This window comes from Asticcacaulis sp. P4_H10 (assembly GCF_056400965.1).
Genome location: NZ_JBFUKH010000008.1, coordinates 271544 through 285689 on the forward strand (window position 1 = coordinate 271544; position 14146 = coordinate 285689).

Consider the following 14146-nt stretch of genomic DNA (forward strand, 5'->3'; position numbering starts at 1 on the left):
CTGCCCAAACAAAAGCGGCTCACCTGTGAGTGAGCCGCTGAAGCTGTCTTTATCGTCTTGACTACGGCTGGGTCGGCGTAGTCGAGGCCGGCGCGGCCGACGACGACGAGTTGGCGAAGATACTGCCCACGCGTGGCGCCTGCGACGATGCCGACGACGACAGCGGCGCCGGAAGGGCCACAGGACGCTGGGACGCCGTTGCGGTACGCGATGCCGCGGCCTGCGGTGCGGCGGGAACCGGCGCAGCGACCGGGCCGCTCAGCGGCAGGTCGTTCAGCGATGGCGCGGCGCTCGAAGATGTTGCTGCGGCGGGCGCCTGGCCCGAATTTGCGGTCTGCGGCGTGCCCGGCAGGATCAGGCTGGAGGTATCGACCGAATCAACCGCCGACGACGGGCGGCTGGCATAGTTCCCGACGACGGTCATGCCGATGCAGTTCACGAAGAACAGGAGCCCCATGATGCTCGTCGCCTTGGTCAGCAGGTTGCCCGCGCCACGCGCCGACATAAAGCCCGACGGACCGCCGCCCATGCCAAGCGCACCGCCTTCGGAACGCTGGATGAGCACCAGAACGATGATAATGAGACTGATGATAATCTGAACGGTCAGGAGGATGCCAAGTAACATATGTGCTTTTTTGTCTTTAGGTCACAGCCAGGGATACGGATCGCGGACGCGTCCGTGAAAGTTGCACGCCCTTAGCACCCTTGGCCATGGATGACCATAGGCGAATCCGGTTTGCCCCCTCCATTTATGACGTGCCGGGATAATTGCAAGAGGACAACCGGTGTCAGCGTCATGCCAAAAGCAATTACACCGGCGCCTTATCCGCCGCTGCCACGATCGGCATGAAGTCCTCGACCTTCAGCGACGCGCCGCCGACCAGGGCGCCCGTTACACCTTCGATCGCCAGGACGCCTTCAGCGTTGGATGCCTTGACCGAACCGCCATAAAGCAGCTGCGGTTCATGCACGCAGTTAAAGCGCGAACTCAGGAAGGACCGGATTAAGGCAAAAGCTTCAAGAATTTGCTGATCCGTCGCCACCAGCCCGCTTCCGATCGCCCAGACGGGCTCATAGGAGACATGGAAGCGCTCGGTCTTCAGTTCCTCCGGCAGGCTGTCGGTCAGTTGGCGCGACAACACCTGGGCAGTCAGCCCCTGACGGCGCTGCTCCAGCGTCTCGCCGATGCAGATGACCGGCTCAAGCCCGGCCTTCAACGCTGCGATCGCCTTGCGCGCCACCAGAGCGCACGGCTCCAGGTGGCCATGGCGTCGTTCGCTGTGGCCCAGCAGGACCATGTCGGCGCCGCAGTCTTTCAGCATGGCTGCGCAGATATCGCCTGTATAGGCGCCGATATCGGCGTGATGGCAGTCCTGGCCACCGAGGATGACGCCTGTCCCTTGCAGGGCGTCCGCCAGCAGCGGCAAGAGGGTATAGGGCGGAAACAGGGCGACACGCGCCTGGTATTTTCGGCTTTCGGCCGCGATAGCCTGGGCAACGGGGATCTGGCTCTTCAGGCCATTCATCTTCCAGTTCGCCGCAATAAGATGACGATGTGGCATTTAAGTCTTTGTTGTTATGTGATGTTTGTGCGTCATCGCCCGTTCCGCCCCGCCAGCAATCGATCTTGCCGGTCTCTAACGCGGGCACAAGTTCATGACGCAGTGCAAAACATAGACCGCCCATGGCTGCATGGCCAACAGAAAGTTGCCCCGTCGCCAACAGAAAAAGGCCGCACCTTGAGTCCACGCCCGCAATTTTTCTTTGAATCTGCCTTGATCGTGCCGTATGAACCGGTCACGTAGGTTTAAATGCCGATATAACGACACCGGACACAATTCGAATGATCAGCCTTTTCCGCCAGTTCACCAAGTCATGGGTCTTTATCGGCCTCATGGGCCTGCTGATCCTGTCCTTCGCTATCTTTGGCATGAGCGACGCCTTCAAGGGCCAATCTGCGACCAATGTCGTCGAAGCCGGCAAACGTGTCGTTTCCGCCGGAGATTTCAAGCAGATCTTCGAAACGAACAAGCAGCAGTGGGCCCAGGAGCGCAACGGCCAGTCCTTCACGAACGAAGAGTTCGTGGCCCAGGGCGCGCACACGGCCATGATCGAACAATTGGCTGACCAGCAGTCGCTGGGCGCCTGGCTCGACAGCCTGCGCATCAAGCCGTCGGCCAAGCTGATCGTCGATCAGTTGGCCAAGACGCCGCAGTTCTTCAACTCGGCGACCGGCAAGTTCGACAGCGAAACCTATAAGCAGGCCCTGGCCCGCGTCCAGATCGACCAGAAGATGTTCGAGCGCGACGTCGCCGACCAGCTGGCTGGCCAGCAATTCGTCACCGGCGCCCTCGCCGGCTTCCAGGCGCCGCGCATCTTCTCGACCGCCGAAGCGGCCTTCTCGATGCAGACGCGCGATTTCAGCTACTTCTATGTCACCGCAAGAAGCATCGCCGAGCCGGCCATGCCGACCGACGCCGAAATCGGCGCCTTCTACCAGGAAAACCTGGCGCGCCTGACCATGCCGGAACTGCGCCAGGCCTCGATCGTCGTCCTCAGCGTCGAGCAATTCATCCCGGGCGTTTCGGTCAGCGACGACGAGGTCCGCAAGGCCTATGAGGCTCGTCTCGAAACCGCCCGCACGCCGGAAACCCGCAGCTTCGTCCAGATCACGGCCCCCGACGCCAAGGCCGCCAACGCCATCTCGGCGGCGCTGAAGGCCGGCCAGGCGCCCGACGTTGTTGCCAAGGCCAACAAGGGCACGCTGCTGCGCCTTGACCGCCAGGCCAAGACTGCCGTGCCCGACGCCAAGATTGCCGACGCTGCCTTCGCCATGAAAACCGGCGACGTCTCGGGTCCGGTCCAGGGTGAACTCGGCATCGCTGTCCTGCGCATGGGCGACATCCACGCCGGCGCCACGCCGTCTTTCGAGAGCATGCGCGGTCAGATCGTCGAAGACCTGAAGCGCGAAGCCGCAGCCAACAAGCTGAATGACGCCTCGCACAAGCTGGCCGATGCGCTGGCCGCCGGCGACGACTTCCACGCCAGTGCCCAGAAGCTGGGTCTGGCGGTCAAGGACCTGCCGTGGATGAACGCCCAGGGCAATATCATGACGCCGCAAGGCATGACGCAGGGTGAGGATTATTCGCGCTTCCCCAATATCGTGAAGGCGATTTACGACCTGCAACCCGGCAGCACATCGGACGTTCAGGAAGCCGGCCAGGGCCAGTATTTCGTCGTCAACCTGAAGACTGTGAAGCCAGCCGCGGCGCCACCGATCGAATCCGTCAAGCCGCAGCTGATCGGTGCCTGGCGCGCCCAGAAGGCCGCCGCTGCCATCGAGGAAAAAGCAGAAGCCCTGGCTGAGCGCCTCGGCAAGGGTGAATCCCTGACGACGCTGGCGGCCGAAGCCGGCAGCCCGCTTCAGACCGAAAAGGGCGTCGACCGTTCGGGCGGCGCGCATCAGGTCCCGCCGGCGATCACCGGTCAGGTCTTCAATGCCAAGCCGGGCGGAACCTTTCACGCGCCGCTTCAGCAGGGCGTGATCCTGGTCGGCCGTCTTGACGCCGTCCATCAGGCGCAACCCGCCGACGCCAATACCAGCGCCGCCGGTCTGAAAACCCGCATGGGCATGTCGATCGCTCAGGACGTCGTTGGCCTGGCCCGCACCGCTGCGCGCGGCGCTGTCAAGACGCGGACCTATCCGGACACCGCGGTCCGCGCTCTGGGCGTCAATCCGCCCGAAGCCGACGCCAAGGACGCCAAAGCCAAGGATGAAAAGAAGTCGTGACCGCATCGCCTTCCGTAGCAGCGCGTGGCGCTCCCCCCTCACCGGAAGACGTCAAAAGCGCCTTTGAGACCCAGTACGCTGCCCGCAAGCCGTCGATCGTCTGGCGCACCCTGATCGACGACCTTGAAACGCCGGTTTCGGCGTACCTTAAGCTCGGCCGCCAGCGTCCATTCAGCTTCCTGTTCGAGTCGGTCGAGGGCGGCGCACTGTCGGGCCGCTATTCGATCATTACGCTCAATCCGGACCTGGTCTGGCGCTGCTTTGGCGACAAGGCGGAACTGGCCACCGGTGAGGGCATCGCGACCGAAACCTATGTGGCTGAAGACAAGCCTACACTCGAATCGCTGCGTGCCTTCGTGTCCGCCAACAGGATGGATATCCCCGAAGGCCTGCCGCCCATGGTTTCGGGCGTCTTCGGCGTCTTCGGCTACGACATGATTCGCCTGTTCGAGCCGTTGGGTGAAGCCAACCCCGACCCGCTCAATCTGCCGGACGCCGTCGTCGTGCGCCCATCCGTGGTCTGCGTCTTTGATAATGTCGCCCACGAAATCCTGCTGGCCAGCCCGGTATGGCCGTCGGAACTGTCGGCCCAGGACGCCTACAGCGCAGCGTTGGCGCGCCTTGACGCCGTCGAAGATGGCCTGCGCGTGCCGCTCAGCGCCCAGCCGGCGCCGCGCGACCATGCACAACAAGCGCTGTCATCGCCGACCTCGCCGCTCGATTTCGGCAATATCGTCGACAGCGCCAAGGAATATATCCGCGCCGGCGACATCTTCCAGGTCGTGCTCAGCCACCGCTTCGAAGCGCCCTATCCGCTCGATCCTTTTGCCTTCTACCGTTCGCTGCGCCGTCACAACCCCTCGCCCTACCTGTTCTACCTGAACTTCGGCGACTTCCAGATGGCCGGTTCCAGCCCGGAAATCCTGGTGCGTATCCGCGACGGCAAGCTGACCATCCGGCCGATCGCCGGCACGCGTCCGCGCGGCAAGACGGTCGAACAGGACCGCGCGCTTGAAAAGGAACTGCTGGCGGACCCTAAGGAGCTGTCGGAACACCTGATGCTGCTCGATCTCGGCCGCAACGATGTCGGCCGCGTCGCCAAGCCGGCCAGCGTCCGCGTCACCGAGAAGTTCATCATCGAACGTTACAGCCATGTCATGCACATCGTCTCGAACGTCGAAGGCGATGCGCCAGAAACGCTCGATCCGGTCGATGCGCTGCTGGCGGCACTGCCGGCGGGCACGCTGTCGGGCGCGCCAAAGGTTCGCGCGATGGAAATCATCGATGAGCTGGAACAGGTCAAGCGTGGCGTCGGTTACGGCGGCGGTGCGGGTTATATCTCTTCGAATGGCAGCGTCGACGTCTGCATCGTCCTGCGCACGGCCCTGTTCAAGGATCGCAACATCTACGTCCAGGCCGGTGCCGGTGTCGTCGCCGACAGTGTGCCCCAGATGGAATACGAAGAAACCTGCCACAAGGCCGGCGCACTTATCCGGGCCGCTCAGGATGCCTGGCGCTACGACTACAAAGCCAACAACTAGCCTTCAGCGCTCGGTGGCGATCAGCACCGCTTCACTTACGGGCTCGACGTGTGACGGCGACGCAGATAGTTCAAAGTCTGCGGAAGCTGTCGCAGGTACGGCGCTCACTTTCAACGGCTTTTTCGATTCTTCATGGCCACTGAGAAGCGTGACCAGCAGCGTGCCCGACACCGCCAGACCGGTAATCGCCGCCAGCGACAACAGACCGTGACGCGACCGTTGGCTCGATGGACTCAACAGGCCGAGCGCTTCGGACAGGCGTGCATCGCGGTCGTCCAGGTCTGCGGTCATCTCGTTTATCTGCGTCATGCGTACCGTCGTCGAATCGTATCTGTCGTGGCAGCCAATCAACCATCAAAGCGTTAACCAATCTTAACTCTGGTCTGTAAATCTTATGGCTTGGAAATGGACGCCGCATTGCTTAAATAAACAAAGGCTTTGCGTGCTCTCGATTTCCACCGGACGCGCTTCGCGGAGGCGCACATGATTCTGGTCATCGATAATTACGACAGCTTTACCTACAACCTCGTCCATTACCTCGCCGAGCTGGGCGCGGAGACGAAGGTGTACCGCAATGACGCCCTGAGCGTTCAGGACGCGCTGGCGCTGGCGCCCAATGCCATCCTGCTGTCGCCCGGTCCGTGCGCACCCGACCAGGCCGGCATCTGCCTGCCGCTGCTGCGCGCTGCCCCCGAAGACATGCCGGTCCTGGGCGTCTGCCTGGGTCATCAGTCGATCGGCCAGGCCTATGGCGGCGATGTAATTCGCGCCAAGGCCCTGATGCACGGCAAGACCAGCCAGATTCATCACAACAATGTCGGTATTTTCAAGGACTTGCCGAACCCATTTACGGCAACACGTTATCACTCTCTGGCGATCAAGCGCGAGACCTTGCCGGACGATTTGGAAGTGACCGCGTGGACCGAAGACGGCGAAATCATGGGTGTCCAGCACAAGACGCGTCCGATCCACGGCGTCCAGTTCCACCCCGAATCGATCGCTACCGAGGGCGGCCACCAGCTTCTGGCCAACTTCCTCGAACTGGCCGGCATCAAGAGCCAGAACCTCTATGTCTGACGCTTTCAAACCCTTACTGGCGCGTCTGGCCGATGGTGCAACGCTCGATGGCGACGACGCCGAAGCCTTTTTCGCCGCCTGCCTGCGCGGTGAGCCCACCCCGGCCCAGGTCGCGGCGGCCGTCACCGCCATCAAGCTGCGCGGTGAGACGGTCGGCGAAATCGCGGCCTGCGCCCGCGCCATGCGCAAGGCCGCCATCCATCTCGACCACCCTTATGACGTCATCGATGTCTGCGGCACGGGCGGCGATGGGCTGCACACGCTGAATATTTCGACGGCCGTGGGTTTTGTCGCGGCCGGTGGTGGCTGCAAGGTCGCCAAGCACGGCAACCGCGCCATCACTTCGAAATCCGGCACGGCCGACGTGCTGGCGGCCCTGGGCGTCAATATCGAAGCGACGCTGGAACAACAGCGTAAGGCGCTGGACGACGCCGGCATCTGCTTCCTGTTCGCCCAGGCGCACCACGGCGCCATGAAGCACGTCTCGCCGATCCGTCAGCAATTGGGCTTTCGCACCATTTTCAACCTGTTGGGCCCACTCAGCAACCCCGCCGGCGCCCGCCGCCAGGTGGTTGGCGTCCCCTCGCCGCGCTTTGTCGAGCCGATCGCCCAGGCCCTGGGGGCATTGGGCGCGACACGCGCCTGGGCGGTACATGGTGCAGGGCTCGATGAGCTGACGACGACCGGTGAAACCGAGGTCGCCGAATGGGCGGACGGCAAGATTCGCCTGTTCCGAATCACGCCCGAAGCCGTCGGCCTGCCACGTGCGGCGCTTGCCGATATCACCGGCGGCACCCCCGACCACAATGCTTCAGAGCTCAAAGATTTGCTGGATGGCCGCAGAAGCGCCTATCGCGACATCGTGCTGCTGAATGCCGCTGCGGCGTTTCTGGTCGCCGACCGCGTCGAAACCCTGCGCGAAGGCATAGAACTCGGCGAAGCCGTCATTGACGATGGCCGCGCCCGCAAGGCGCTCGATACCCTCATTGCTACGACCAAGGCCGCCTGATGGACATCCTGGAATCGATCGCCGCTTATAAGCGTGAGGAAGTCAGCGCGCGCCGTACCGGCGTGACAGTTGCCGAGCTGGAAAGCCGCGCGGTCGATGCCGGCACACCTCGTGGCTTTATGAATGCGCTGGTCACCGGCAAGCGCACAGGGTCACTGTCCCTGATCGCCGAGGTCAAGAAGGCCAGCCCGTCGAAGGGCCTGATTCGCGAGGACTTCGATCCACCGTTCCTGGCGAAATGCTATGAAAACGGCGGCGCATCGTGCCTGTCGATCCTGACTGACAATCCCAGCTTCATGGGCCACGAAAGCCATTTCCAGGCGGCCCGCAGTGCGGTCTCCTTGCCGTGTATCCGCAAGGACTTTCTGGTCGATACGTGGCAGGTCACCGAATCACGTGCCATCGGTGCCGACGCCATCCTGGTCATCATGGCGATGATCGATAATTCGCTGGCGGCAGACCTGATTGCGGCTGCGCATTCCTACCGCATGGACGCTCTCGTAGAGGTCCACGACGCGGCTGAAATGGAACGCGCGCTTAAGCTATCTTCAAAGCTGATCGGCATAAACAACCGTAATCTCAGGGATTTCAGCGTCAGCCTGACGACAACCGAAGACCTGTCGAAGATGACCGGCCCCGACCACGTTCTCGTCGCCGAAAGCGGCATTTTCACCGTCGAAGACGTCGTGCGTCTTGAGGCGACCGGCGCCACCGCCATGCTGGTTGGCGAAAGCCTGATGCGTCAGGCGGATGTCACCGCCGCCACTAGAACTCTGCTCGGTCCGGAAGCCTAATTTTGGGTCGCGATATTTCGTCAAAAGCCGTTGTACACTGTTTGACATATCGCGCCGAAAACTTCGCCTCTTGACAATTCACGAGAACACACACAGAACACGAAGCACAAGTTCATGACTTGTTCACCGCTGCATGGTGTCATGCGGCGAAAACAGGTCCTACCCGACAGGTGCTCGAACCATGCTGACGACCAAACAACGCGAACTCCTCATGTTCATCCATGAGCGCATCAAGGAAGGCGGCGTGTCGCCTTCGTTCGATGAGATGAAAGAGGCGCTGGACCTGGCATCCAAGTCCGGCATTCACCGGCTGATCACCGCTTTGGAAGAGCGCGGCTTTATTCGTCGCCTGGCGCATCGCGCCCGTGCCCTCGAAGTCATCAAGCTGCCTGACCAGGCGACGACCTCCGCCCCGCCACGTGGCCGCCAGACCTTTGTGCCGCAAGTGGTTGAAAGCAAGCGTGCGCCCGACGCCCTGCGCCCCGTCAACGACGACACCCGCGAACTGCCTCTGCTGGGCAAGATCGCCGCCGGCGTGCCGATCGAGGCCATGGGCCAGGAGCGCGACCGTCTGCGCGTGCCGGAAGTCATGCTGGGCGCCGGCGAGCACTATATGCTTGAAATCGAAGGCGATTCGATGATCAACGCCGGTATTCTCGATGGCGACTATGTTGTTATCAAGAAGACCGACACGGCCCAGTCAGGCGAGATTGTTGTGGCGCTCGTCGAAGGCGATACGGCGACGCTCAAGCGCCTGCGCAAGAAGGGGGCTTCGATCGCTTTGGAAGCCGCCAATCCGGCTTACAAGACCCGCATTTACAATGCCGATGAAGTCGCCGTGCAAGGCAAGCTGGTTGGCCTAATGCGCCGTTACCACTGATCTTCTGCATCGGAAGACTTTGTCCATGGGCGGTTGCCGCGTAATGGCTGCGCCGCCTTCAGGTGCCACTCGCCGTCTTTGCGCGTCAGTTCGATGGCGCCGAGACGGCGGAAGTCGCCCGCGCTGATGCGGTTAACATCCGAGCAGTCGGCCGGCCAGTCGCCGACGGGGCTGCGCAAGATGACAAGATCGCTGTTCAAACAAAGCGTTGTCAAGGTGAGCTGGTTGGGCGGCTTATTGCTGAACCAGAAGCCGACGCGCAGGCGCGCATCGGGCCAGGGCGTGCAGGCATAACCCGCACATTCGTAGTCCCTGTCACGCCCGTTTTGGTCCAGCATGTCAAAGCCATAGCGCCTTGACCAGTACTCATAACCGGCGCGGCGGACCTTGGGCCGGAGCAGATAGGCGTCATCGCCATCGTGAATGGCCGCGTTTCCGCCTTGCGGATCGATCCAGATATCGGGCGCTGGCAGTCGCGGCCAGTAGATAATTGCCAGCCCCGCCGCAACGCCAAACCAGCGTGCCCTGCCCCGCACTAAACATACCCAAATCAGCCCTACGAACGAAATGACCAGCACGAAGTCCGGCGCGCCAGGCCAGGTGATAACCGCGCCTTTGAGGCCGGCTGTCCACTCAGCGACACGGGCAATCAGCCACAATCCACCGGCAGCTATCCGTAAGGCCAAAGGCCCCAGAGGCGTCCCGCTTAATACCGCCCCGATCGCCAGGCCCGGCATGACGATAAAGGTCGTGATCGGCGCTTCGAATAAATTGGACAACAGTCCGTAGACCGAAAAGCGGTTGAAATAGGCAATCGAGAACGGCGTGGTCGCCAGCGTTGCCACGAGCGACAGCAGGATCGACAACCACAGCCCTTGCACAGCCTTCTGGAACGCCCTCACCCACCACGGCACGCTGATCTCGCGGATCGGCGCCTGGTGCGCTTCGCTGAGCGCCAGAAGCGCTGCCGTGGCGCAGAACGACATCTGAAAGCCCGGTTGAATGACCGCCTCGGGCGTTAGCAGTATGACGATAAAGGCGGCAATAGCCAGCGCGCGCAGGCTCAAGGCGCGGCGGTCGAGCAGGATAGCTGCAAACGCAACCCAGGCCACGACGGCTGCACGCACGGCAGGCGCCGGCGTACCGGAAATCGCCAGATATAGCGCGACGGCAACGATACTTATGGCCGCAGCGACTTTCTTGACCGGCACGCGCAAGGCCAGCCACGGTACCGCCGCCATGCACCAGCGCAGGGCAAAGAAGACGAACCCGCCGACGACAGCCATGTGCACGCCGGATATCGACAGGATATGCGCCAGTCCGGAATCGCGCATCTCATCGATCAGGCTCTGCGGCACGAAGGCCTGATGCCCGGTCACCAGTGCGGCCGCAAAGCCGCCAAGCTCCGGCCCATCACGATAGGCGGGCTTGATGTCATCCACGATGCTGCGCGTCAGGGTCCAGCGCAGCCGGTTCAGGCCGGCGGCCGCCTCCAGACGCCAGCCATAGTCTTGATCAGCTAAGACGCGCGGCTCGCCCGGGATAAAGCCGACGCCGCCAATGCCTTGAAAATAGGCGGTGCGGGCAAAGTCGTAGCCGCCGGGAATCAAGGGCGACGGCGGCGGATTAAGGATGGCGAAAGCCGAGATCGTATCGCCGGGTTTGATATCATAGGCCTCGATCATGCCGGGTCTGAGCGTCACTCTTAGCCGTAGCGGCATCTGTTCCGTCGTCAACCCGCGCAGGCTCACCGGCGCCAGCATCAGCCGCGGTGAATCCGTCGAGCCCGAGACCACATCGACCACCACGGCAGTGACATTGTATTCGCTGCGGTCCGAAGGCAGGACTGGCGCCGCGACGTGTTCCGCCCTCAGTTTACAGACAAGTGCACCCGCAAAGACTAAGGCCAAAGCCAACAGCAAGCCGTTCAAGGCTTGCGGCCCACGCAGCCGGCTAATCCACCACGCAATAGCCGATACTACGGCTGCCGCCAGAAACCATGCCAGATGCAGTTCAACCGGCAGGCTGAGATACCCTGCCGCGCCAAATCCGAAGGCCACTGGCAACCACAGGAACAGCCGACCGCGTTGGCGCGACACGGCATCCGCACAGCGCTCACGCCAAGTGGCTACATCGGTTATCTTCGCCGCCCAGTCTCCCCCTAAAACCACCAAACCCTGCCCTGTCAAAAATGCTTTGGGTTACGGCAAAGACCGCTATAAGGAGCGCCAAATCGCTTCCATACCCTAAGTAGACCTGACCATGCCTGACGCCTCTTCGCAAGTTGTCACCCGCTTTGCCCCCTCGCCGACCGGTTATCTGCACATCGGCGGCGCCCGCACCGCTCTGTTCAACTGGCTCTATGCCCGCCACACCGGCGGCAAGTTCCTGATCCGCGTCGAGGACACCGATCGTGAACGCTCGACGCGCGAAGCCGTCGACGCTATTTTCGAAGGTCTCGACTGGCTGGGCCTGAAGCCCGACGACACGGTTGTCTTTCAAGCTGCCCGCGAAAAGCACCACAAAAAGGCCGTCGATGCCCTGCTGGCCAATGGCCGCGCTTATCACTGCTTCATGTCCGCCGAAGATACCGACATGGCCCGCGAAGAAGCCCGTGAGGCAGGCCACGCCCTGCGCTCGACCTGGCGCGAGAAGACGCCGACGGCGGCACAGCTCGAAGAGCCGCACGTCATCCGCTTCAAGGGGCCGCTGGACGAGCCTTTGATCGTGCGCGACGCGGTGCAGGGCGACGTCACCTTCAACACCAAGGACATGGACGACCTGGTGCTGCTGCGGTCCGATGGCACGCCGACCTACAACCTGGCCGTCGTCGTCGACGACCATGACATGGGAATCACCCATATTATTCGCGGTGACGACCACCTCAACAATGCCGCCCGCCAGAGCCTGATCTACATGGCGCTTGGCTGGGACGTACCGACCTTCGCCCACATCCCGCTGATTCACGGCGCGGACGGCGCCAAGCTGTCGAAGCGTCATGGCGCCCAGGCAGTCGGCGACTATCAGGACTTGGGCTACCTGCCCGAAGCCATGCGCAACTACCTGACGCGACTTGGCTGGTCGCACGGCGATGATGAGATTTTCGATGATGCGCAGGCGATAGAGTGGTTTGACATCAAGGACATCAACCGCGCACCATCGCGACTCGACTTCGCCAAGCTGGGCTCGGTCAACGCCCACTGGATCCGCGCCAGCGATGAAAGCCGCCTGATCGACCTGACGATCAAGACCCTGCATCATCGGGGCCAGGTCGGTGTGGACACGCCGGAAACGCGCGAAATTCTCGGCCGCACCGTGCCGCTGGTCAAGGAACGCGCCCAGACGCTGATTCAGCTGGCGGACGCCGTCCAGTTCGCGCTTGCCAAAGGCCCGCACGAACTGGACGAAAAGACCAAAACCCTGCTGAATGACGAAACCCGTCAGCGACTGTTGCGGTTTCACGACAGTGTGAGCGCATGGGCCGACTGGTCGGTCGAAGCGACGGATGTCGGGCTGAAGAAATTCATTGAAAATGAAGGTATTGGCTTCGGAAAGATAGGTCCTGCTTTAAGAGGCGTCCTGTCTCCCGGCATGCCCGCGCCGGACATTTCGAAGGTTTTGACAAGCCTTGGACAGGCCGAAACCCTCAATCGTTTGAACGCGGCTCTTTTCATTTGATCCGCGACTTTATATAGCAGTCGCGAACGCGATTTCGGTTGCGTCGCACACAAACATCAAGGGGTGAGCGTAACATGACCCAGAATACATCTGCCAACCTCAACGTCGGCGGCAAGGCGGTTGACCTGCCGGTCCAAAAGGGCACATTGGGACCCGACGTCATCGATATCCGTAAGCTGTATGCGGAAACTGACGCGTTCACCTACGATCCGGGCTTTACCTCGACCGCCAGCTGCGAAAGCAAGATCACCTTCATCGACGGCGATAAGGGCGTGCTGCTGCACCGCGGTTATCCGATCGGCCAACTGGCTGAAAAGTCGAGCTTCCTTGAAACCTGCTACCTGCTGCTGCACGGCGAACTGCCCAGCGCCTCGGAGTTCGAGGTGTTCGAGCGCAACATTACGCGCCACACCATGCTGCATGAGCAGTTCGACCGCTTCTTCTCCGGCTTCCGTCGCGACGCCCACCCGATGGCCATCATGACCGGCGCCGTCGGCGCTCTGTCAGCCTTCTACCACGACAGCCTGGACATCCACGATCTGAAGCAGCGCGAGATCTCGGCGCACCGCCTGATCGCCAAGATGCCGACGATTGCCGCCCGCGCCTTTAAATACAGCGTCGGCCAGCCCTTCGTACACCCGCGCAACGACCTCAGCTATTCGGCCAACTTCCTGCGCATGTGCTTTGCCGTCCCGGCCGAGGACTATGTCGTCGATCCGGTCCTGGTCAAGGCGATGGACCGCATCTTCATCCTGCACGCTGACCACGAACAGAACGCTTCGACCTCGACCGTCCGCCTGGCCGGTTCGTCGGGCGCCAATCCGTTCGCCTGTATCGCCGCCGGCATCGCCTGCCTGTGGGGCCCGTCGCATGGCGGCGCCAACGAAGAGGCCCTCAACATGCTGAAGGAAATCGGCAAGCCCGAAAACATCAAGGAGTACGTCCAGGGTGTTAAGGACAAGAAGTACCGCCTGATGGGCTTCGGCCACCGCGTCTACAAGAACTACGACCCGCGCGCGACTGTCATGAAGCAGTCGGCCGACGAAGTCCTGGCCGCTGTCGGCGATCCGAACGATCCGCTGCTGCAGGTCGCCAAGGAACTGGAGCAGATCGCGCTGAACGACGAATATTTCGTGGAGCGCAAGCTGTTCCCGAACGTCGACTTCTATTCGGGCATCACCCTGTCGGCTATGGGCTTCCCGACGACCATGTTCACCGTGCTGTTCGCTCTGGCGCGCACCGTGGGCTGGATCGCCCAGTGGAAAGAAATGATCGAGGATCCTTCGCAGAAGATCGGCCGTCCGCGTCAGCTCTACACCGGTTCGGCGCAACGCGACTATGTGCCACTGTCCGGCCGCGGCTGATAGCCACGACACT

At 62.1% G+C, this 14146-nt stretch carries 12 protein-coding genes; 8 read left to right on the top strand and 4 right to left on the bottom strand.

Features of this window, described 5'->3' with window-relative positions; genetic code table 11:
* Window positions 1–61: 61 nt before the first annotated feature.
* Together secG and tpiA are read right to left on the bottom strand one after the other, a co-directional pair.
* Window positions 62–625 (bottom strand): preprotein translocase subunit SecG, encoded by a 564-nt coding sequence (secG, locus tag AC1DON_RS15995; protein WP_476935806.1) that lies wholly within the window; start codon window positions 623–625, stop codon window positions 62–64.
* A gap of 184 nt (window positions 626–809) precedes the next feature.
* Window positions 810–1562, bottom strand: coding sequence for a triose-phosphate isomerase (tpiA, locus tag AC1DON_RS16000; RefSeq protein WP_476935807.1), 753 nt, complete (start codon window positions 1560–1562; stop codon window positions 810–812).
* 281 nt (window positions 1563–1843) lie between these two features.
* Here tpiA and AC1DON_RS16005 point away from each other — a divergent pair, with 281 nt between their 5' ends.
* Both AC1DON_RS16005 and trpE read left to right on the top strand, forming a co-directional pair.
* Entirely contained in the window at window positions 1844–3790 is a 1947-nt protein-coding gene (locus tag AC1DON_RS16005; protein WP_476935808.1) for a peptidylprolyl isomerase, read from the top strand.
* Between the two features lie 95 nt (window positions 3791–3885).
* Window positions 3886–5331 (top strand): anthranilate synthase component I, encoded by a 1446-nt coding sequence (trpE, locus tag AC1DON_RS16010; RefSeq protein ID WP_476935873.1) that lies wholly within the window; start codon window positions 3886–3888, stop codon window positions 5329–5331.
* Between the two features lie 3 nt (window positions 5332–5334).
* Here trpE and AC1DON_RS16015 read toward each other — a convergent pair whose 3' ends face one another.
* Window positions 5335–5622, bottom strand: a complete 288-nt coding sequence (locus AC1DON_RS16015; protein WP_476935809.1) for a hypothetical protein — start codon at window positions 5620–5622, stop codon at window positions 5335–5337.
* A gap of 192 nt (window positions 5623–5814) precedes the next feature.
* Here AC1DON_RS16015 and AC1DON_RS16020 point away from each other — a divergent pair, with 192 nt between their 5' ends.
* The 4 genes from AC1DON_RS16020 to lexA all read left to right on the top strand — a co-directional run bounded on the left by AC1DON_RS16020 (window position 5815) and on the right by lexA (window position 9091).
* Window positions 5815–6408, top strand: coding sequence for an anthranilate synthase component II (locus AC1DON_RS16020; RefSeq protein ID WP_476935810.1), 594 nt, complete (start codon window positions 5815–5817; stop codon window positions 6406–6408).
* On the top strand, window positions 6401–7417 hold the full coding sequence (gene trpD, locus AC1DON_RS16025; protein ID WP_476935811.1) for an anthranilate phosphoribosyltransferase: 1017 nt from the start codon (window positions 6401–6403) through the stop codon (window positions 7415–7417). The genes AC1DON_RS16020 and trpD overlap by 8 nt, the downstream gene beginning before the upstream one ends.
* A complete protein-coding gene (gene trpC, locus AC1DON_RS16030; protein WP_476935874.1) occupies window positions 7414–8211 on the top strand; it encodes an indole-3-glycerol phosphate synthase TrpC in 798 nt (265 codons plus the stop codon). The genes trpD and trpC overlap by 4 nt, the downstream gene beginning before the upstream one ends.
* A gap of 181 nt (window positions 8212–8392) precedes the next feature.
* A complete protein-coding gene (lexA, locus tag AC1DON_RS16035) occupies window positions 8393–9091 on the top strand; it encodes a transcriptional repressor LexA (RefSeq protein WP_476935812.1) in 699 nt (232 codons plus the stop codon).
* Here the strand turns inward: lexA and AC1DON_RS16040 are convergent.
* Complete coding sequence (locus AC1DON_RS16040; RefSeq protein ID WP_476935813.1) at window positions 9082–11190, bottom strand: ComEC/Rec2 family competence protein; 2109 nt, start codon at window positions 11188–11190, stop codon at window positions 9082–9084. The two genes, lexA and AC1DON_RS16040, sit on opposite strands and share 10 nt — an antisense overlap.
* Window positions 11191–11353: 163 nt before the next feature.
* On the opposite strand from AC1DON_RS16040, the gene gltX reads away from it, so the two are divergent.
* Both gltX and gltA read left to right on the top strand, forming a co-directional pair.
* The gene (gltX, locus tag AC1DON_RS16045; protein WP_476935814.1) at window positions 11354–12769 is read left to right on the top strand and encodes a glutamate--tRNA ligase; all 1416 of its coding nucleotides are present in this window, start codon (window positions 11354–11356) and stop codon (window positions 12767–12769) included.
* Window positions 12770–12843: 74 nt separating this feature from the next.
* Window positions 12844–14133 carry a citrate synthase gene (gltA, locus tag AC1DON_RS16050; RefSeq protein WP_476935815.1) on the top strand — a complete coding sequence of 430 codons (1290 nt, stop codon included), beginning with the start codon at window positions 12844–12846 and terminating at the stop codon, window positions 14131–14133.
* Window positions 14134–14146: the final 13 nt, after the last annotated feature.